This window comes from Flavobacterium phycosphaerae, assembly GCF_010119235.1.
GTDB lineage: Bacteria > Bacteroidota > Bacteroidia > Flavobacteriales > Flavobacteriaceae > Flavobacterium > Flavobacterium phycosphaerae.
Map to the genome: position 1 here is coordinate 1855909 of NZ_JAAATZ010000001.1, position 20524 is coordinate 1876432.

At 33.9% G+C, this 20524-nt stretch carries 16 protein-coding genes; 12 read left to right on the forward strand and 4 right to left on the reverse strand.

From position 1 onward, the window contains the following. Positions 1–523 precede the first annotated feature (523 nt). The 7 genes from GUU89_RS08215 (at position 524) to GUU89_RS08245 (ending at position 6930) form a co-directional block, all read left to right on the forward strand. Positions 524–1120, forward strand: coding sequence for a Crp/Fnr family transcriptional regulator (locus tag GUU89_RS08215; RefSeq protein WP_162127458.1), 597 nt, complete (start codon positions 524–526; stop codon positions 1118–1120). Positions 1121–1183: 63 nt separating this feature from the next. Continuing rightward, positions 1184–1825 carry an NAD(P)-dependent oxidoreductase gene (locus GUU89_RS08220; RefSeq protein ID WP_162127459.1) on the forward strand — a complete coding sequence of 214 codons (642 nt, stop codon included), beginning with the start codon at positions 1184–1186 and terminating at the stop codon, positions 1823–1825. A 42-nt stretch (positions 1826–1867) separates the two neighbouring features. Beyond that, complete coding sequence (locus tag GUU89_RS08225; protein ID WP_162127460.1) at positions 1868–2623, forward strand: alpha/beta hydrolase; 756 nt, start codon at positions 1868–1870, stop codon at positions 2621–2623. A 180-nt stretch (positions 2624–2803) separates the two neighbouring features. Continuing rightward, on the forward strand, positions 2804–3643 hold the full coding sequence (locus GUU89_RS08230) for an alpha/beta hydrolase family protein (protein WP_162127461.1): 840 nt from the start codon (positions 2804–2806) through the stop codon (positions 3641–3643). A 115-nt stretch (positions 3644–3758) separates the two neighbouring features. Further along, entirely contained in the window at positions 3759–4742 is a 984-nt protein-coding gene (locus GUU89_RS08235; RefSeq protein ID WP_162127462.1) for an alpha/beta hydrolase family esterase, read from the forward strand. Between the two features lie 570 nt (positions 4743–5312). Further along, positions 5313–5732: a DUF6196 family protein gene (locus GUU89_RS08240; RefSeq protein ID WP_162127463.1), complete on the forward strand. Its 420-nt coding sequence runs from the start codon at positions 5313–5315 to the stop codon at positions 5730–5732. A gap of 220 nt (positions 5733–5952) precedes the next feature. Next, the gene (locus GUU89_RS08245; protein ID WP_162127464.1) at positions 5953–6930 is read left to right on the forward strand and encodes an alpha/beta hydrolase family esterase; all 978 of its coding nucleotides are present in this window, start codon (positions 5953–5955) and stop codon (positions 6928–6930) included. A 162-nt stretch (positions 6931–7092) separates the two neighbouring features. Here GUU89_RS08245 and GUU89_RS08250 read toward each other — a convergent pair whose 3' ends face one another. The 4 genes from GUU89_RS08250 to GUU89_RS08265 all read right to left on the reverse strand — a co-directional run bounded on the left by GUU89_RS08250 (position 7093) and on the right by GUU89_RS08265 (position 12218). After that, positions 7093–8361 (reverse strand): T9SS type A sorting domain-containing protein, encoded by a 1269-nt coding sequence (locus GUU89_RS08250; RefSeq protein WP_162127465.1) that lies wholly within the window; start codon positions 8359–8361, stop codon positions 7093–7095. Between the two features lie 73 nt (positions 8362–8434). Further along, positions 8435–9274 carry a T9SS type A sorting domain-containing protein gene (locus GUU89_RS08255; RefSeq protein WP_162127466.1) on the reverse strand — a complete coding sequence of 280 codons (840 nt, stop codon included), beginning with the start codon at positions 9272–9274 and terminating at the stop codon, positions 8435–8437. Positions 9275–9424: 150 nt separating this feature from the next. Then, positions 9425–10072 carry a response regulator transcription factor gene (locus GUU89_RS08260; RefSeq protein ID WP_162127467.1) on the reverse strand — a complete coding sequence of 216 codons (648 nt, stop codon included), beginning with the start codon at positions 10070–10072 and terminating at the stop codon, positions 9425–9427. Positions 10073–10088: 16 nt separating this feature from the next. Beyond that, positions 10089–12218, reverse strand: coding sequence for a tetratricopeptide repeat-containing sensor histidine kinase (locus GUU89_RS08265; RefSeq protein WP_162127468.1), 2130 nt, complete (start codon positions 12216–12218; stop codon positions 10089–10091). A gap of 280 nt (positions 12219–12498) precedes the next feature. Between GUU89_RS08265 and GUU89_RS08270 the strand changes: the two genes are divergently transcribed. From GUU89_RS08270 to GUU89_RS08290, 5 genes are all read left to right on the forward strand, one after another. Beyond that, on the forward strand, positions 12499–13365 hold the full coding sequence (locus GUU89_RS08270; RefSeq protein ID WP_162127469.1) for an ABC transporter ATP-binding protein: 867 nt from the start codon (positions 12499–12501) through the stop codon (positions 13363–13365). Further along, positions 13362–14771 carry an ABC transporter permease gene (locus GUU89_RS08275; RefSeq protein ID WP_162127470.1) on the forward strand — a complete coding sequence of 470 codons (1410 nt, stop codon included), beginning with the start codon at positions 13362–13364 and terminating at the stop codon, positions 14769–14771. The genes GUU89_RS08270 and GUU89_RS08275 overlap by 4 nt, the downstream gene beginning before the upstream one ends. A 551-nt stretch (positions 14772–15322) precedes the next feature. Beyond that, a complete protein-coding gene (locus GUU89_RS08280) occupies positions 15323–16180 on the forward strand; it encodes a helix-turn-helix domain-containing protein (protein WP_162127471.1) in 858 nt (285 codons plus the stop codon). A 46-nt stretch (positions 16181–16226) separates the two neighbouring features. Beyond that, on the forward strand, positions 16227–18587 hold the full coding sequence (locus tag GUU89_RS08285; RefSeq protein ID WP_162127472.1) for an alpha/beta fold hydrolase: 2361 nt from the start codon (positions 16227–16229) through the stop codon (positions 18585–18587). Between the two features lie 45 nt (positions 18588–18632). Beyond that, the gene (locus GUU89_RS08290) at positions 18633–20468 is read left to right on the forward strand and encodes a M61 family metallopeptidase (RefSeq protein WP_162127473.1); all 1836 of its coding nucleotides are present in this window, start codon (positions 18633–18635) and stop codon (positions 20466–20468) included. The last annotated feature ends 56 nt before the right edge of the window (positions 20469–20524 follow it).

The following is a 20524-nucleotide window of genomic DNA, read 5'->3' on the forward strand; positions in this document are numbered from 1 at the left end:
GTTTGTACATCATATAATGTTCCATTATTGTAATAATTTTTTTGTATTCTGTTGGATACAGTATGATTGAATATTAAAGAGCGGAAACTTCATGAACATTTAAATAGCTTGAAATGCTTCAACAAAAAAGCGGCTAAGTATTTATTCTTACTAGTTTTTATGGTTTGATATCAATATTGCATTAAAGTTACACTATGGCGAGCACTTGCAAAATACACTACTTATTTCCTTGCGTACTTATCGATAAAAAACGACGAGTATGAAAGAATCGATTTAGACTTAGCTTATTGTTGTAAATCACTACGAAAGACTGGCAGTCCGCCACAGGCTCGGACTTAAATGTCCTAGAAGGATACCAAGAGGCTGGAGAAACTATGTTACTTTATTTACTACGAAGACATCTTCCACAACACTTACTATTTTTATAAAATTCTAGACTACTACTAATTTGATGTCAATGAAGCTACAAATCTTACAATGAAATAATTTATCTAAATTAGCAAACTGGTATTTGAAGGTTAAAATGACAGATTCTATTCAAAAATATTTAAATTCAGTGCGCTCACTTTGCCCCAAAGTGACGGATGTTGAATTAAGTTATCTAGAGACCGGATTATCGGTTTCTAATTTAAAAGCGAGGCAATTTTATATTGAAGCAAATGAGCTTCAACAAAGTGTAGGGTTTGTTTCCAAAGGATTACTTCGATCCTTTTATATTGACGAAGAGGGCAAAGAAATTACTGTTCGTTTCATAGCTGAAAATGATTTTGCTACCAATTATGTTGCCTTTATCAGCTTAAAGCCAAGCAAGTTTTATATACAATGTATCGAGCCCTCCGAAATTGTAAATATTCCCTATTTACATATGCAGAATTCTTACTCGAAATTTTTAACCTTAGAACGATATGGGAGATTAGTTGCAGAAGAGGTTTTAAAACACCATCAAAAACGAATAGAAAGTTTTTTGTTTGAAAATGCCGAAGAGCGCTATCTTGACTTTATGAAAACGTTCCCTAATCTGTACAATAGAGTTTCTATATCCTCATTGTCTACCTATCTTGGTGTTGAACGTCAATCTCTTACTCGGATTCGAAAAAAAATATTCCAAAATTCAATTTGACGCTTTTGTGTCAGTTGCGTATTTTCAAACACCTTTACTTTACATTGAAAATTTAATGTAAAAATGAACGTAGTTATTTTTGGAGCTACCAGTTACGCTGGCAGGTCAATTTTAATGGAAGTGTTAGCACAAAACCATCAGGTAACTATTTTAGTAAGTAACAGTAATCTTTTGTGTCCACAAGATAAAAACCTCATCATTGTTGAAGGAAGTGAATTTTCCAGAAGAGCGATACGATCCATTTTGCATAATCAAGATGTTGTTATTCAGTGTTTAGGTGTTGGAGACAACTGTTATTGCAGTTCAACATCTTTAGTTTCGTTTGCTACTGAAGTAATTGTTGAAGCTATGGAAAAGAGGAATGTTCGTCATTTAATTGCAATTAGTAATGCGGATTTAGGAAACGGCAGTGCCTCTCAGTCGTGGTTTTTTAATAAACTTATCCTATCTTATTTTGCAAAAAGGTCTAAAGTAATTCGCGAAGACAAATACAGCATGGAGCAAATTATAATGAGCAGTAAACTAGATTGGACGATTATTCGCTGCCCTGCTATTGTTGATAAACCTGCTAAAGGATATTGCAGAGCAACACTAGATGGTAAAGGTTTTAAACTGTCAATTACGGCAGAAGATATGGCATCATTTGTAGCTAGTCAGATTACATTAAATACACACTTAAAGCTGACTCCTTTAATCAGCAATTAGTATCAAATAAATCATTACTCAATTATCCTTAATTTTTATTGAATGAACAATCCTGCTCAAGAACAGCATCAATTTATAACCACTTCTATCGGCAATATTGCCGTTTACATAAATGAAGTAGCGACAACAGACTTGCCTATTATCTTTCTTCACGGCGTGTATTTCGATCATCATCTTTGGGACCATCAGATTGAACACCTAAATCATCGTACCACAATAGCAATAGATATGCCTCTTCATGGTAATAGCAGGACTTCAATATCGTCCAATTGGACGCTAGATGATTGTGCGATAATGCTGCTTGAGATTTTGGATAGCCTGCATTTGAAGCAGGTTATAGCTGTCGGACATTCGTGGGGAAGCATGACAATTTTGCGAGCCGCGAGTAAATTTCCGCAGCGGTTTTCGTCAATTGGTTTTTGTAATATGCCTTTTTTGGCTGCGTCAAAAAAGCAGGAGTCTATTTTTGCAATGCAACATGCTTTACTGATGTTCCGGAATTTTTATACCCGACAGACCGCAAAATTTTTGTTCGGAAAATCATCGCTAAAAAATAATCCTATGCTTCTTAACCAACTGAAACGGACTATGGGTGTCCTGACAAAGCAACAGATCATTCAAATTGATGAAGCGGTCATCATAAAAGCAAAAGACGTTACTGACTTGATAAGGAACTTGACAGTGAAGGCAATTGCCATAAAAGGTAAAGAAGATTATGTTCCGATACCTCCTCGAATTAAAATAATTGTTGTTGAAGGCGGCCATGTAAGTCCCTTGAAAAACCACAAGAGGTGTTAAAAATGATTGAGAGACTTTTAGGCTAAATTTTATTTAAAACACCAATTATATTAATTTAATGCAGAATTTTTGAGATCTAAAAATTTACTTTTTGAATTCATATGTAACTGGAATTGTCCAGCTACCACAAACCTTTTATGGTTAAACGTGTCTAAAACTAAATTATTAATCTCTATTTGAATGTCTCGATTATTCTGCCTTTTTTTAATTATGATTTGTTCCTCCTGTAGTAAGGACCATTTTACTCCCACCAAACTAAGGGAACGTACAACTAAAAACATACAAAATGATGGTATTTCTGTTACTGTAATTATCGATCAACCTAATTTGAAAAATGTTGATGTTTTGATGGTTTTTCACGGTACTGTTACTAGTGATCAAGATATTTTGACTGCGGCCAATACTACACTTGACAAATTCAAGGGGATTTTGGATCGAAATGATATGATGGTCATTAGTGTAGCTTACCCTCAAGAAAATGTACTATTAGGTGATTCAATTCTTCAGGCAGAAGCCGCTCTGTTGTGGTTAAAAAATACCGCTAACCAAGAATTAGGAATAACAGTAGGTAAAATATTTTTGGCAGGTCATTCTCAAGGCGGACATATGGTCAGCCGACTTAATACAATGCACAGAACCAATGGTGTAATTGCCAATGCTCCGGGACCTTTAAATCTGGTTTATCGTTGTCAATTTGAAGAGCGCGGGCAAGTTCAGCAAAGTGCAGTATGTACAAAACTAAAAAATGTATATGGTTTAACTTCGGAAAATGGCAATGCTTATTTTGAACGGTCTTTACTTAATTTTACAAATGGATTTAAATCGGATATTTTGTTTGTTCAGGGTCTAAATGATTCACCAATTCAGATGTATTCTTGGCCCATTTTTAAACAAGAGGTGTTTAATTGTACAGATTGTCAAAGCCGTCAGTTTGTTGAGATTCTTGGAGGTGAACATGGTTCACTATTTGATAGCGTTCAAGGGAAGTCTGCTTTTAATTCCTTTATTGGAAGTCATTAATAAAGCGATTATTTCTTTTAAATTTATAGTGTTAATGTTGATTAAAAAAAGTGTTAGATTAAACTTTTCTCTGAAATTGCTATCTAATCAGTATAAATTTTAAATTTTTTAGAAAATGATTAGATCGTTTCTGTTATTGGTGTTAATTTCTTTGTTTGGATGTAATAAGGATGACCACTCGAATATTACAAGCCCTGCTTTAATTCCTTATCCAGAGGGCTTGACGACTCATTATATAACAGTCAATTCTGTTATACGTAAGTATTTGATATACCGCCCGGCGGGAATGACTTCGGTTAAAGCTGTGGTGATGGTTTTACATGGAGGAGGTGGCGCTGGTGTGGGCGTTTCCGAGCTTGGTACCCATCCCTTATCCGTTTTTCGAACCTTGGCAGATCAAGAAAAATTTTTGGTAGTTTATCCTGAAGGGTCATCTGATATTCAGGGAAATCCAGGATGGAATGATTGTAGAAGTGATGATTTTTCAGGTAGTCAAGGCGATGACATTACTTTTTTAAAACAGTTGAATGCACAATTGGTTTCAGAGTTAACTATCAACGCTTCTAAAATGTTTTTAACAGGGACAAGTAATGGTGCATTGATGACCTATTCCTATGCGTTTCAATTTCCAGAGACTATAAAAGCGATTGCAGTATCGAGTGGAAATCTTCCAGAGTTTCCTGAAAGTGGGGTATGTACAACAGGTTCCTCAATTCCTTTGCCCATATTGCTTACACATGGTACCAGTGATCCTGCCATGCCAGCCAATGGAGGTTGCGTAGCTAATTTGGGAGGGGAATGCAATCGAGGAAAAGTTATATCGCAGTCTGCAACTATTAACTATTGGTTGCAAAGGAATGGATTGCAAAATGAGATCCCTGTTGTTTCACAATTTGATGTTAATGTTACCGATGCGGGGAATGTTGAAAAAAGGGTATATAATGGAGCGAATCCCCTTGTGTATTATGTATTGCATAACGCAGGACATCAAGTTCCAAGTAAAACCGTTTTTAGTAATTCATCGGCTGCTAGTGGTGTACAAAACCGAGATATTGAATTTGCAGAAGAAGTTTGGAGTTTTTTTAAGGGACTTCAATAAAAACAGCATACAATAGCGGTTTAGCAAAATGGCGGGTTCAGCGCTAAATTGAATTTAAGTGATTAAAAATCAGCCACTTCACCAAGCGGCATTACGATACTTTACCGAAAGTTTTTTTATTTTATTAGAGAAAGTGATAATAGAGTTAGTTTTCTGTTTTTAACATTATTTGGAAAATTAAATAATTTCATTCACTATTATAAACGAATTGACATCAATAATTAATTTATTTTCAGAGGATATTGTAACAGACAGCCTTCCAAAAAATTCATTTTTTTTACAATTATATTAGAAAACGACTTTGTTTAACAAATGAAATTTAATATTACCTATGAAAGTAGTCATTTTTGGCTCAAGTGGTTTTTCGGGGCACGCAATTCTAAAAAAGCTTTATCTCAAGATTATCAGGTAACCATTCTCTTTCGAAATAGGAATTCCATTCCAATGGAAGCTAAGAAAGCGATATTTCTGTTGAGAATGGAAAGATAAAATTAGTAGAACAATTTATTTGGACATCAAGAAATGGTGAACATGGATTTAATATTTTTAAAGAATTATAAATAGTTTAATATGTACATAAGCTCAGAAACACCAGAACAGACCGATAATAGGTTAAGAAAAGTAATTGAGACTTCGGAACTAAAAATATATGACATGGAGTATTTCTTTAAAGAGTGCCCTATTGAAAAATTTGAATTAGACGAGAGAGCACTTGCAATTGTCAGAGATGAAGAGGTTTGGAGTTTTTTGATTCCCTCAGAAAGTTCAGAAACAGAAAACTTTAAACTTTTTAGTTTTCATTTCAAAGATGGACTAGACAATAGTGGCTTTGTTGGATGGTTGGCAAGCACTATAAAAAGAGAATTAGGTACAGGTGTATTTGTAGTATGCGGACAAAATACAAGAAGAGGTGGAATTTTTGATTATTGGGGCTGTCCGGCATCTATAGCAGATGATGTAATTGAACTTGTTAGAAAGCTTAGAGAATAAAAACTGCCACCAACACTGTATTTGTGTCAAGCGGGGTTGACTTGTAATCCAACGTTTTTCCTTTCTTTATTCCGTTCGGTGTCGGGAAAAGGAAGCGGCTTCGAAAGCCCCTCCAGAACGCAAATACTCACGTTGTGTGCTATTTCACAAAAATGTACCAAGATTAAATCTATCAATGAAAATAATATCTAACAAAGTATAACTATCAAAATAAAAAAATATGAAAAGAACATTTTTATTATTTGTCGTAATTTTTACCCTTGGTTGTAACAAGGATAACGACAATCAAAATCCTAATGTTATTCCTTACCAAGAAGGTTTGACAACAAATTATATAACAATTAACAACATTACCAGAAAATATTTAGTTTATAGACCAACAGGAATGACTGCTGTAAATGCTGTTGTAACAGTTTTACACGGTGGTGGTGGTACAGGATTAGGAGTTTCAAACCTTGGCGAGCATCCGCTTTCTGTTTTCAGAACACTTGCAGACATCGATAAATTCTTAGTAGTATATCCTGAAGGTTCGCCTGATAACCTAGGAAATCCTGGTTGGAATGATTGTAGAAGTGATGATATTTCCGGCAGTCAAGGTGACGATATTACGTTTTTGAAACAATTAAATGCAAAACTAATGGCTGAGTTGAATATCAACTCATCAAAAATGTATTTGACAGGTGGAAGTAATGGAGCTTTAATGACTTTTTCTTATGCTTTTCAATTTCCAGAAACAATTAAGGCAATAGCTGTGGGTAGTGGCAATTTACCTGAGTTTCCTGAAAGTGGAATTTGCACAAATGGCTCCACACTTCCCATTCCAATTTTGCTAACACATGGAACAAGTGACCCAGCAATGCCAGCAAATGGTGGATGTGTTGCTAATGTAGGTGGAAATTGTAATCGTGGAAAAGTAATTTCGCAGTCAGCGACTTTAAGTTATTGGTTACAAAGAAACGGTTTGCAAAATGTCACACCAACAACTTCAACATTTGACCTTAACACTAGCGATGCAGGAAACGTAGAAAAAAGAATATATAATGGTGCAAATCCATTAGTTTATTACATATTAAATAATGCAGGACATCAAGCTCCAAGCAAAACAGTATTTTCCAATTCGTCTCCTGCACAAGGTGTACAAAACCGAGATATTGAATTTGCGGAAGAAGTTTGGAGTTTTTTTAAGAGCTTACCTTAATTTTGTACTACAGAGTATATGTATCATAATTTACTACACAGTAAAGCCAATACTTACAAAGAAGTTTTTATTTGCAAATGGTATAGTTTTTAATCCAATTTAAAACAAATGACGGTTTAAAGAATTAAACAAAAGCACTCATTAAATTATTGGTTTTTATCGTTAAATTTTAATAAACTTATTCTTGTAGATTTTTTCATCTGAAACTACTTCAATTATATAAACACCTGTTGTGAAATTTTCAACATTTATTTGATTTAAGTTTTGAGTTTCTTCAATAATTAGTTTTCCAAAGATGTCATAGATTTTCAGGCTGTTTATTGTAAGGTCATTTGCCAGTTGGATATTTAGTGTTGCATTTGTAGGATTTGGATAAATCATCAGATTTGCGTCATTATTTGCTGGAATTTCAGTATTTAGTTGTGAGATAGTTACATTTTGGATCAACTGTGTTTCTATTCCGCATTTGGATGCTCTTAATTTTACAGCAAAAGTACCTGTAGTTGCATAAGTATGGGTTGGATTACTTTCAACAGATGAGGTACTATCTCCAAAATCCCAAATATAGGATGATGCTCTTAAAGAAGTGTTGTTAAAGGTAACTTGTCCTCCCGAAATCGTAAAATTAAACTGAGGGACTGGATCATACGTGCCAACGCGCCATTCAGCTAGGTTGTTGTATACTGCTAATTTAGTCGCATTTTTAATATTTTGAGCTACAGTAGCAGAAAGCGTGGAGTTGAATGTAATAAGCGTTGGGTCTTTCCTATAGATTACGGTATAGAAAGCACATGCAGCTGCGTAAGTTCCTGCCACAGAGGGATGGCTTTCGTCGGCTTGATATGATTCAATTGAAGGGAAGTTTTGTCTAATATACCGCCAGACGACTCCAACAGGTGAAACAATAGCATTGTTATCTTGTGCCATCGTTCTATATCTTGCGTTTAGCAGATTATCCATACCTAAATAGGTACAAACGTCGGGTAAAATAGGACAGTTTTGTGCGTCTCCATTTTTTCGTCCCCAGGTCATGTAAAATATAGTTTCAGTACATGGGTTTGCATTCAGTATAGCATTATTCAAAGATTGCGCATAAGGGTAAACTTCTTGTTCAACTTGCCAATCTGGAAATGAAGGATACTGACTTTGCTCTTGTAAAACCACATAGTCCCAATTGCCAATTCCTATTTTTTGTAATGTTGTGGGATTGGTTGCATGATCCATAAATCGATATCCTCCAGGGGTATTACTATCAAAAATTAAATTATCTCCCACAGATGAAGCTACACTGGCAATCGTTTGGGGTAAATTATTTACAGAGGTATAACTATTTCCAATAAACAGCACTCTTTTTGTTTGGCTTTGCAATTGAGTGATTGAAAGCAACAAAAGCGTGACACTCAAAATTAAATTTGAAACATTTTTCTTCATTTTCATTTTTTTTAAATTGAGTTGCAGCATAGTTAAAGGGGCTTTTTAATCTATTGACGATAGATTTACTTCACTAATTTTTGACGAGCTTCTTTTTATAAATTCTACCTTCAGAGGCAACTTCAACAATGTACATACCATTTGATAAATTTTCAATGTCAACTTGGTTAGTATTTTGATTTTTTTCAATAATTAGTTTTCCAGAAAGGTCTACTATTTTAACAGATTCAATGATTAAGTTATTTTTAGACTCAATATTTACAACATTTTGTGAAGGGTTAGGATAGATTGAAAACTGGTCTTGATTCAAATCGTCCAAAGATAGATTTGAAACAATGTTTATCGTATAATCCTCGGTTTCTCCTACGGCTAGTACTTCAGGTGTGCCATTTATGGTGACATTGGTGCACGGAGTAACAGGTCCGTTTGGTCCGTTTGTTCCTGTAAATAAGTCATCTTCATATAGAAGAACTCTTAGCCTGGTTTGCCCGTTAGTTACTGTATTGGGAATGGTAACGTTGACAGTAGTGCCTGTGTTAAATGGGAAAATTACATCCATAACAGTTTCACCAACATCATTAAAATCATTGTCTCTATTGAGATCTATAAAAGCTAGAACCCTGTGTGTAGAGTTATTATTATAATTTACAGTCAATGGCGTAAACCCATTTCCTTTAACAATATTAGGTATAGCAAGGTTATTGTAAAAAACATAAGCAGCTCCTGGCCATCTTGTATTACCTGAATTATTAGAGAGAGTACCGAAACTAACATTTGATATAAGTCGGTCGGGTAGGTTAAAGGGTGCGACATTTTTAAAGCCGGCAGCGCAATAAGGCGCAGGGTTCGTTGATTGCGCAAAATTTGTAATGCTGGTTAAGAACCCAAAAGCTAAGAGTAAATTTTTTTTCATTTTTTATTTGTTAGTTAGTTTTTTGCGTTTTTTATTTCAAACAAACTGATGTTGAAATAGCATGTTCGAAATTACTTTTTAACTACCAAATAAAACATCCCCTTTTTGATGGGTTTTAAAAAAATCATATAAAAAAGGGATGGTAGAATTCTAATTGATGATTTCTAAATCTAGAGCTTTCTTAACAAGACTAGTTATCTTATCTACATTAAACTTATAAAAAAGTTTTTGTTTGTGACTTACTACAGTATGGTGACTTATAAACAGCGTATCTGCAATTTGGTTGATGGTTAATCCTTTTGCAATTAGCTCTAAAATTTCCTTTTCACGAGATGATAGTTTTGGTAAAATGGATTTCGTAGATGACTCATCTTCCTCTTCATTTGTAAAGATGAGTTTATTTTTAATCGCCTCGCTAAAAAAAAGATTTCCTTGAGCAACACTTGTTATTGCGCTAACTAACAATTTTTTATCAGCGTTTTTAAAAAGATAGCCATCAATCTTCGTTTTAATCAATGCTTTAATAATTTGAATTTCTTCGTGCATCGATACGATAAGGATTTTTATAGTTGGATACTGTTTTTTTATCATTTGGCTTAATGCTATGCCATCCATTTCCGGCATACTGATATCACTTATTAAAACATCAATAGTTGCTAAATTGGGTTGATTTAATAGTTCTTTTGCACTAGAAGCAGTGATTAGAATATTGAAATTGTCAACATCCTTTAAAATTGAAGATAGCCCTTCTAAAAAAAGGGAATGATCATCTACTATGGCAATGTTTATTTTCTTCATTTTCTTCCTTTACTAATCAACAAGGTATTGTAATATTAAATGCTGAGCCTCTACCAATAACCGAGTCTATAATAAGTTTTCCCCCTAATGCTTTTGTTCTAGCCTCTAGATTTCGCAATCCGATACCTAATTTTTTTTTCGAAGTGTCAAATCCAGCTCCATTATCTTCAATTACTAAATTTAACTCATGCTCAAACTTAGTTACGTTAATTTCAATTTTTGTTCCATTAGAATGAGCGATAGAATTTTTAAGCAATTCTTGGATCATTCTATAAACGGTTACTTGAATTTCTTCTGATAATAGGTTTATTTTATCTTCCTCTAAATATTCTAAGGTAATTTCAAGGCTGGTAGCCTCCTTGATGTCGTTGACTAAATTATTGATAACTTCAATAAAAATAGAATCTTTGAGTTGTGGAGTAATCAAGTTGTGGGATATGGATCGCACATCGTGATACAATACATCTACATTTTTTATAACTTTTTCTATTTGTTCATTTTTATCTTCTTCAGCAATTTTACTTAATTTTAGTTTAATAGCCGAGAGCGAACCTCCTATGCCATCGTGCAACTCAGAGGCAATCCTACTTCTTTCGTTTTCCTCCCCTTTGATGTAATTGCGCATCGATTTTACTTGTTCGTTTTTGATCAGTTCTACTGCTTTTTGCTGGTATAATTCTTCTGATTTTTGGGCGAGAGCTTTACTAATTTTGGCTCTTTTTTTGTAGTTGAGAACTATTATTATGGATAATATAACTATCAATAATGAAAATCCTGCAATGCAGTTTCGTATTAATTTTTGCTTGTTTAACTCTTGTAGCGCAACGGCTCTTGCTTTGTCTTGTTTTGCTTTTGCAATTATTTCTTTCTTTTCAAATTCATAGTTCATTTCAGCTTTAACAATTTTTTCAGTATTTATTTTATTTTCGATGCTGTCTCTTGTGGTTATAAATTTTTTATAGTGATGTAGTGCCAACTGATGTAGTTTTTGCTTTTCATACAAAGTACTCAGTAATTGCTCACATGCCCAATAGGTATTAAATCTGCTAATTTCTTTTGCTAATTGAGAAGCGCTTGAGGCAAATTGAATGGCCATTTTGTCGTTATTTTTTTTCTCATAAATGGAAGCAATAGAGAGCTTTGTAATTGCAATAACTTCTTTTTTTTGAGTTTGTTCTCCAATTGTGAGCAATTCAAAAAAATATTGAAGTGCTAAATCATTATTACCCATAATTTGATGATAGATGCCTAATGAATTGTATAGCATCACTTGAGACCTTTTTAAATGATATTTTTCAACCAACACTTCTGCTTTTGTGAAAAACGCTAATGCTTTTGCAGTTTCATTTTGTTTTAGATAAATGTTTCCTGTGGCGATATAACTTCTAACATTAGCATCATAGTTTGTATTTGGTAGCGTAAAAACTTTTGAGTAATATTCTACTGCTTTTGAATATTTTTTTAAGTTAGAATAAACATCTCCCAAGGCAATGTATACTTCATGAAGATTTTTACTATCGATTTTTTCTTTAATCTTTAAAGACGATAAGAACCAATTTAATGCGGCTGTGTAGTTGTTTGTATTAAGCGATTGAATGCCTAAATTGTAGAAAGATCTTGCAATAAGATTTTTATTATTTATGATTTTGGCTAACCTTAGACCTTTTTTAGTATAATATACTGAGGTATCATTTTGACCTATATTGGAATAATAAATGCTTAATCCGCTGTATACGCTTATCAATTTTTCTTGAATTTTTTTGATTTCTATTTTTGATTTCTCTTTTAGCAAGAGCTTTTCTAAAATATTTTTAGCGTCAGTGGTATAAACATAAGCTTTATTGTAGTCATTAAAATGCATTATAAAATACTTAGCTAAGACAATATCAGTATTTGCAATCTCTAATTGTAAGTTCTCTTTTTTTGCCTTAATTAGTGCCTTAGTATAGTAAGCAAACGTTGAATCGGCATTGCTTTTTTCAAATTCGGTACCGATGGCGATATAGAGTTTTGTGATAGATGTATCATTTGTCGTTTTTAGTACAGCACCTTTTAAACTATCTATTTTACTGGTTTGTCCGTAAAATGACGGTATGTTAAAAGCCAAAAAAAGTACTGTAAAAAAAAATTGTTTTGGGTACATCATATTTAGTTACTATCATCTTTTCATAATTCACTTCCTTTTTTTAAAATTGAGTTAATTGTTTTAAAAACAGTATAATATCAATTTTTTAGTTTATTTCTACCGGCAGAAAGTAGTTATTTAAACTAACAAAGCAAACCTTATTTTAGTATTCGATTGTTTCCAAATGTATAGAACAATAGGTTTTTTTAGTGACACAATTGTGTCATGTGGTTGCTAGTTGACTTTTTATTTTTGCTAGCATATATTTTCAGGAACTGATTTTAAATTAACCTCCTTTTTCATGCAACTCAAAATTAGTAATGTAACAAAGCAATACGCTAAAGATAAGTTTGGTTTGGTTGATTTTTCAATGACATTAGAAAATGGTATTGTAGGTTTGCTTGGATCCAATGGCGCTGGAAAATCGACACTCATGCGTATAATTGCCACTGTTTCTAATCCAACATCTGGAACAATAAAACTGAATGGCAAAGATATTTTAAAGTATCCGAACAGTATGCGTAAAGTGTTGGGTTACTTGCCACAAGATTTTGGTGTTTATCCTAACTTAACTGGGTATGAATTTTTGAAATATATAGCTGCCTTGAAGGGTATCGGTGGTAAAGGTTTACAAACAAAGGTTGTTCAACTCTTAGAAGGCGTAAATCTTATGGATGTTTCTAATAGACCTATTAGCACTTATTCAGGCGGAATGAAGCAGAGGCTTGGAATTGCACAAGTATTACTAAATGATCCTAAAGTTTTGATTTTTGATGAACCCACTGTTGGACTTGATCCAGTAGAGCGTGTTCGGTTTAGGAATCTTATTTCTCAGCTTGCTGATGAACGTATTGTTATTCTTTCCTCTCACATTTTAGCTGATATTGAAATGATTGCTGATGAGGTTGTCATAATGAAAAATGGATTACTAGTGCAAAAGGGTTTTCAGTCAGAAATTATTGATACCGTAAAAAATAAGGTCTTTGAACTGGAAGTTTCGAAAGATAATTTGCAGTCGTTTAAAGATAAGTTTTTAGTAATTAGTACAATACAGAAGAGAGAGGGAGTACTTGTACGAGTTGTATCAGACACCGTTTTAACTCATGCAATTTCATGTGAACCTACGCTTGAAGATGCTTTTCTATATTTGTCAAATTCGTACTTATGAGCCAAGTTTTTAGTATTGTACGTGCTGATTTCGTACAGCGTTTCAGGAGCAATACCTTCATGATTCTGACTTTAGTTAGTGTGGCTGCAGCATATAAATTTGTACCATTACCAGAAGATAATTATACCACTATACGAATAGGGGACTTTACCGGATTGAATAATGCGGCTTGGATAGGACATTCGACAGCGATATTGGCCAGCTTCTTTTTGTGGTTTATTGGTTTTTATGTAATTAATAATAGCATTAGACGTGATGTGGAAACTGGTGTGGGGCAAATTATTGCGAGCACTTCAGTCACTAATTTTCTCTATTTACTGGCGAAAGCATTAAGCCATTTTTTGTTACTTTTCTTTATAGTTGCAATCATTTTTTTTATGGGGTTGGGTCTTTCCTTGTTTAGGTTTGATACGTATCCTTTTGATTTTTTTCAGTTTGCAGCGCCTTATATTTTTACAACAATTCCAAGCATCTTTTTTTTATCTGCTCTTACCGTTTTTTTTGAAGTAAAATTTGGTCAAAGGACAAACTACATGAATTTAGTTTTCTTCATTGTATTTGTTGCAATGATAAGTGTCACTAATTTATTAACTGAAAGTTATCTTGATTGGATTGATCCATTAGGGATAAAATTCCTGGTGAATGAAATTCTTTCTGTGGTACCGCAGACTCTTCCTTCGGGTTCTACTGAAATTTCGGTTGGTATAAATTATAACGAACATTCAAATGTGAGGTATTTTCTATTTCATGGATCAGATTTAAGTTGTTACTATTACATCTCCCGACTTTTATGGATTTTTTTGGCTTTATTGTTGATTAAACTGAGTTCAATAATTTTTCATCGCTTCGATACAAAGTTTATTTCTTCAAAAAAAGTAAGTCGACATTCAACTAAAATTTCGAGAGTTGAATCGCATGCACGAAAGATATATTGGGATAAAATGATAAAATCCGAAATTGATTTTGGTATACTACCCTTAATTAAACTTGAGTTTCTAATGTTGATTAGAAAAGGTCCTATCCGATTTTGGATCCTAAATTTAGGTTGTTTTATAGGATTATTTATTTTACCTCTTGAAAGTGCATTGCATATAGGTCTGCCGCTTTTTTGGTATTTGCAGGTTAACCGATGGGCTGATCTTTGTACAAAAGAGAGGGATTTTAGAACAGATGCTTTTATATACTGTACTTATAAACCATTACAACGGTTATTGGTGTCACAGATAATCGCAGCAATTTCTTTAGCTGTATTACTAGCTTTACCAATTCTGTTTAGGTTGGTTATTTCTATGCAGTTTTTAAAGGCCATTAATGTGGTATTAGCAGCTATTTTATTGGTTTCTTTTAGTGTTTTTACAGGTATATTTTTGGAGGTAAGCGTTTTTTTGATTTTTCTTTTTTACTGATAACTTACGTACTAGTTTCGACAGGACTCAATACTAGTTTTATAATTCACGCAGTTAACCAACAACGATATATTTTTTTTCAGATAGTATTGATTCTCTTTTTTTTAATTGCATCTTTTTGGATTAGGAGTGTTAAGTTAAAACGAAATTAGAAACCTAGTTGTTATTTCTGTTGGTTTTGAAAATAATCTGATAGGTTATATTGAAGGTTAATAAGGATGTTAAATTTTATATACCAAGTTGAGACGTTCAAGGTGTAATATTTTTGGAGGTAAATGTTACTAGCTTAATTCTTAAATTATAATTGTAATCAATATAGGTTTGGCAATCTATTATTGTGATTAATAAAGTTATCTGATAAATGAAATATTAAACAGCCAATTGTATTCAACAAAGAAAGAGAATTCAATATTACTTAAAAGATCTTCGCCAGTATCCTATTACTACAATTGTATTATGCAGCAATTTTGTTTTTATAATCATGATTGGATATTGTAGAATTAGTCGTCGCTTAAGTTTACTTATACAAATAGAATGACGGTTATTCGGAAATGAATCAAACTATATATAAAGACAACGAGGGAAATGCCGTTCGGTTTTCGAAAATTGCGAAAATTGAAGGTGAAATGCCCTTTACCGGATTAGGAATAAAGTATGTTTCATCAGGTGAAGAAACTTACTACGCGAATAATAAGAAATTCACTGTAAAAGAAGGAGAATATATAATCGGTAATGATTATACTTCATCGATAGTATGCATCAATCAAAAGCAGGCTGTTGAAGGTCTTTGCATAGATATTTCCGCTAAGATTATCTCTGATGTTGCTGAATTTCATGACTTGAATGAAACGGATTTAATTGAGTTTTTGCTCTCTGATCAATTCTTGGTCAATCGCTACTATATTAAGAGTACTTTTCTCGGGCCTAGACTAAATGAAGTCAGTCAAAAAATTAAAATGGGAACATGTATTAACGAATTTCAGCAGAACGAATTGTTTTATACCCTTGCAGAATCTATCATTTCAGATCAGCGTTTTGTATTTGATCATTTGAATAAGTTGGATTTTAAAAAGACTATAACTAACAAAGAAGTTGTGAGAACAGTTTTAGATGCTAAATCATTTATCGATCAACATATAACTGAGAATTTTTCTTTGGAAGTTATTACTTCGCAGATTGGAATTTCAAAATATCATTTTATTCGAGTGTTTAAAGCAGCTTTTGGCATTTCTCCATATCAATATCAAAAGTGGAAACGACTTGAGCTCGCCAAATTGGATTTATTGAGAGGAAATGAAATTTTGTTCACAGCAATAAGCTATGGCTTTGCCGATGTTCCAACTTTTTCCAAAGCATTCAAACAGCAATTCGGACAAACTCCTGGATTGATTAGAAAAAGCAACTTTTGACAATTTATTCATAAAAACACCTGCTTTCTTTGCAGTAAAAAATCACATGTTTCGAAATTTTTTATTGCTTTTATTGGGTGTTATCTCTATGAATGTAAGTGCGCAACTTGAGCGCAAACCACTATTGGGTGCTCGAATTGAATACGTTTCTGAAAATGGTAATTCCGGCTGTAAAGTTTTACAAGTCATAAGAGGTACAAGCGTTGCCTTAAGGCTTCAAGAAAATGATCTTATTCTCAAGATTGGAAGCCAGAGTTTTCTGTCTGTAGATGAATTCATTACTCATTTTTTGGACTTCGAGCCAGAAAAAGAAATTCAACTTACCGTGTTACGAGGAAAGAAGAAACTCAATTTGAAAGGAAAAGTGATTGCCCGACCTTATGAGAAAGATGACAACTCCACGGTGATTTATGATGAAGTTTCATACAAATCAGGACAGCTTCGTATAATTATCAACAAGCCCTTCAATAAGAGTAAAATGCCTGCTATGTTGTTTATTCCGGGATATACATGTAATAGTATCGATGATTTGCCAAATAACCACCCCTATAAGCGTATAGTGGATGCTTATGTTGATGCCGGTTATGTGACAGTCCGCGTTGAGAAAAGCGGATTAGGCGACAGCAAGGACACACCACCCTGCGAGTCCTGTGATTTATTGGATGAAGTTGAAAATTTTGAAGTCGCATTAAAAAAGTTAAAATCACTACCGTATGTTGATTCTAATCAAATAATTATTGTTGGTCATTCGATGGGGGGAATTATTGCACCTGCATTAAGTGCTAAGAATCAAGTAGCAGGTGTTGTTGTTTATGGTACTACGGCTAGATCATGGTTTGAATATCAGCTTGATATGTATCGAGTACAGAACGCTCTCGCAGGAATGAATCCAATAGAAGTTGAAAAATCAGTAATAGCTCAGTATGATTTGAATTATCGCTTCTATGTAAAAAAAGAAAAGCTGGAAGATATTGCTAAAGATCCTGCAGCAGATCGTATTTTAAGAACCACTTGGCAATACGATGGAAAAGGTAAAATTTACTCCAGGAATGCTGAATATTGGCGACAAATTCAGGATTATCCGCATTTAGAAAATTGGAAAAATACTAGTGCAAAAGTATTGGTGCAATATGGAGAGTCAGATTTTGAGGCGTTTTCTAAAGCTGACCATCAACAAATTGTTAGCGTAGTAAATTACTTTCATCCAGGTAATGCTACATTGATGACTTATCCTTCGACAGATCATTTTTATGCTAAATCTGGAACCATGCAGGAGGCATACAACAAATTTTCAAATGGTCAGATTCAGCAATTATTTGATGAATACAATCAAGAGGTAGGTCTTTCAGCAGTAAAATGGAGTAACGAAGTGCTTTCTAAAAAGGATGAAATGACATTATCTGAAAAAGGATGGAAAAAATTGAATACAGCACGCTATCCGGGGAAACAAGATGATATCACCTTCATTAATGAAAACGAAGGTTGGTATGTAAATGGTTACGGAAGCATTTATAGTACAAAAAATGGCGGCGAAACCTGGGAAAAACAATTAGAAAAAAAAGGAACTTTTTTCCGAACCATTGCTTTTGTGGATAGTTCAGTTGGTTTTGCGGGTACTGTTGGGACTGATTATTTCCCAAACGTAACGGACTCTATTCCTTTGTATGGAACCAGAGATGGTGGCAAAACTTGGAAGCCTGTTGACTATAAAGGCCCTTATGTTAAAGGACTTTGTGCCATTGATATTGTTAAAGAGCAATATATTAATCACGGAAAAATAGATTATAAAGTACATATCTATGCCGTAGGTCGTGTAGGTTCTCCTGCTAATAAGATGGTATCACACGATGGTGGCGCAACTTGGACTTCCAATAGTATGAACAACGACTGTAAAATGCTCTTTGATATCAAAATGTTTGACAAAGACAATGGATTTGTTTGCGCTGCCTCTGATGGAGATATACAAAAATCGAATGCCTTGATTTTGAAAACCAGCGATGGCGGAAAAACATGGAAAAAGGTATACCAATCCAATCGTCCATTTGAAGGTACTTGGAAGGCCTCTTTTCCAACAAAGGAGGTTGGCTATGTAACTATACAATCCTATAATCCCGATCCCAACGTAAAACAACAACGCATTGCCAAAACAACTGATGGCGGTGAAACTTGGAATGAAATCAACTTAGTGGAAGATGCTGGAGCAAGAGAATTTGGTATTGGTTTTATAGATGAAAACCACGGCTTTGTAGGCACCATGAATACAGGCTACGAAACCAAAGACGGTGGTAAAACCTGGACTAAGGTCAATTTAGGAATGGCTTGCAATAAAATCAGAATTTACAAAGATGCCACTGGAAAAACCTATGGGTACGCAATTGGGGTGGATGTGTTGAAGGGTCAATTTTAAAGTTTACAGTAAAAAAATAAACTATTAATCTTAGAAAAAAAAATTATGAAAAGATCAATTTATTCGCTAGTACTACTTTGCTCTATTATGAGTTCTGTAAATGCGCAACTAAAGAACACAAGTTCAAATGTAAAAGTCGCCATTGATTTGTTAAATGTTAAAGAGGATAAAGTTATAGTTACAGTATGCCCTCCGAAAATAACCTCAAACGTAGTCCTATATCAACTGCCAAAAATTGTACCAGGTACTTATTCAGCAGATAATTATGGTCAATTTATTGAGGGGTTTAGGGCTTTCGATGCTAAAGGGAACGAACTGAATGTTACTAAAAGCGATATTAATTCATGGAAAATAGTAAATGCTAGAAAGCTCACAAAAATTACATATGCAGTAAACGATACTTACGATATTGAGAAAGGAGAAGGGCATGGAAAGGGAGATGTTTTTTCTCCTGCAGGCACTAATATTGAGGAGGGGAAAAACTTTATGGTGAATACGCATGGCTTTGTTGGATACTTTCCTGGTTTATTATCAACACCATACCAAGTTACCATCACACACCCTGAAGCGTTATGGGGCGCAACATCAATGCAAGATACAGATGATAGCAAGACTAAAGATGTTTTTTACACATCGAGATATGCTGAACTTGTTGAAAATCCGATAATGTATTCAAAACCCAACTACAGTTCTTTTACTGTGAATGGAATGCAAATCCTTTTATCAGTCTATGCATCCAACGGAACAATAACTGCCGAAAGTATCTTGCCTGAAGTTAAAGATGTAATGACCGCTCAAAAAACATTTTTAGGCTCGTTTGATACGACAAAAAAGTACAGTATTTTGTTGTACTTGTGCGATTTGAGTAAAGCGGACGCAAGAGGTTTTGGAGCCTTGGAACATCCAACAGCAACTACAGTGGTTATGCCAGAAGTTATGGGCCGAGAACAACTGGTGGAAACTTTAAAGGATGTGATTTCTCATGAATTTTTCCATATCGTGACCCCCTTGACTATTCACTCTAAAGAGATTCAAGATTTTGATTTTAATAACCCTAAAATGTCTAAACATTTGTGGTTGTATGAGGGAGTTACGGAATATTTTGCGAACTTATTTCAAGTTAATCAAGGTTTGATTAGTGAAGATGCTTTTTACAAAAGACTCAATGATAAAATAGAACATGCCAAAGCCTATAATGATACTTTGCCTTTCACAATTATGAGTACTAATGTTTTGGAGGATCCTTATAAAGACCAGTATACAAATGTGTACGAAAAAGGGGCTTTAATTGCAATGTGTCTAGACCTCATTATAAGGGATAAAAGTAATGGTAAAAATGGTATTTTAGACTTAATGCAAAAGCTATCTGTTGCATACGGAAGTAAAAGAGCGTTTACTGATGACGAACTTTTTGATAAAATTACTGCGTTGACCTTTCCGGAAGTTGGCACTTTTCTAGCTAATTATGTGGCAGGTTCAAAATCTATTAATTATGATGATTATTTTGCTAGAGTAGGGGTAACTAGAACATCGGTTAAAGTACCTGAAGCTAAGTTTAGTTTAAGTCTTGATCAGAGTAAAAATGAATTAATGATTGACCCTAACAGTAAAACAACTGCGTTCATGAAAGCATTGGATTTGAGAGCTGGTGATATTATAAAAGCATTTAATGGAATAAATTACGACACAACAACTATTTCTGAATTGTCAACAAAAAGTAAAGAGTGGAAAGATGGAGACGCCATTACCGTAAAGATAATACGAGACGGAACAGAACAGCTATTAACCGGTAAAGTAGGGCTTTATTATGAGAATATTGAAGGCTATCAAGCAACAGATCTCACTAAAGAAACGCTAAAGAACGCTTGGTTAAAAGGATAGTGCCGTGGAACGATTGTCATTAGGACTGTAATTTAATTTATTCATTCTACACTTGT

Coding starts and splice junctions, on each gene's coding strand:
- GUU89_RS08215 (WP_162127458.1), top strand. CDS start 524: ATGACAGATTCTATTCAAAAATATTTAAATTCAGTGCGCTCACTTTGC.
- GUU89_RS08220 (WP_162127459.1), top strand. CDS start 1,184: ATGAACGTAGTTATTTTTGGAGCTACCAGTTACGCTGGCAGGTCAATT.
- GUU89_RS08225 (WP_162127460.1), top strand. CDS start 1,868: ATGAACAATCCTGCTCAAGAACAGCATCAATTTATAACCACTTCTATC.
- GUU89_RS08230 (WP_162127461.1), top strand. CDS start 2,804: ATGTCTCGATTATTCTGCCTTTTTTTAATTATGATTTGTTCCTCCTGT.
- GUU89_RS08235 (WP_162127462.1), top strand. CDS start 3,759: ATGATTAGATCGTTTCTGTTATTGGTGTTAATTTCTTTGTTTGGATGT.
- GUU89_RS08240 (WP_162127463.1), top strand. CDS start 5,313: ATGTACATAAGCTCAGAAACACCAGAACAGACCGATAATAGGTTAAGA.
- GUU89_RS08245 (WP_162127464.1), top strand. CDS start 5,953: ATGAAAAGAACATTTTTATTATTTGTCGTAATTTTTACCCTTGGTTGT.
- GUU89_RS08250 (WP_162127465.1), bottom strand. CDS start 8,361: ATGAAGAAAAATGTTTCAAATTTAATTTTGAGTGTCACGCTTTTGTTG.
- GUU89_RS08255 (WP_162127466.1), bottom strand. CDS start 9,274: ATGAAAAAAAATTTACTCTTAGCTTTTGGGTTCTTAACCAGCATTACA.
- GUU89_RS08260 (WP_162127467.1), bottom strand. CDS start 10,072: ATGAAGAAAATAAACATTGCCATAGTAGATGATCATTCCCTTTTTTTA.
- GUU89_RS08265 (WP_162127468.1), bottom strand. CDS start 12,218: ATGATGTACCCAAAACAATTTTTTTTTACAGTACTTTTTTTGGCTTTT.
- GUU89_RS08270 (WP_162127469.1), top strand. CDS start 12,499: ATGCAACTCAAAATTAGTAATGTAACAAAGCAATACGCTAAAGATAAG.
- GUU89_RS08275 (WP_162127470.1), top strand. CDS start 13,362: ATGAGCCAAGTTTTTAGTATTGTACGTGCTGATTTCGTACAGCGTTTC.
- GUU89_RS08280 (WP_162127471.1), top strand. CDS start 15,323: ATGAATCAAACTATATATAAAGACAACGAGGGAAATGCCGTTCGGTTT.
- GUU89_RS08285 (WP_162127472.1), top strand. CDS start 16,227: ATGTTTCGAAATTTTTTATTGCTTTTATTGGGTGTTATCTCTATGAAT.
- GUU89_RS08290 (WP_162127473.1), top strand. CDS start 18,633: ATGAAAAGATCAATTTATTCGCTAGTACTACTTTGCTCTATTATGAGT.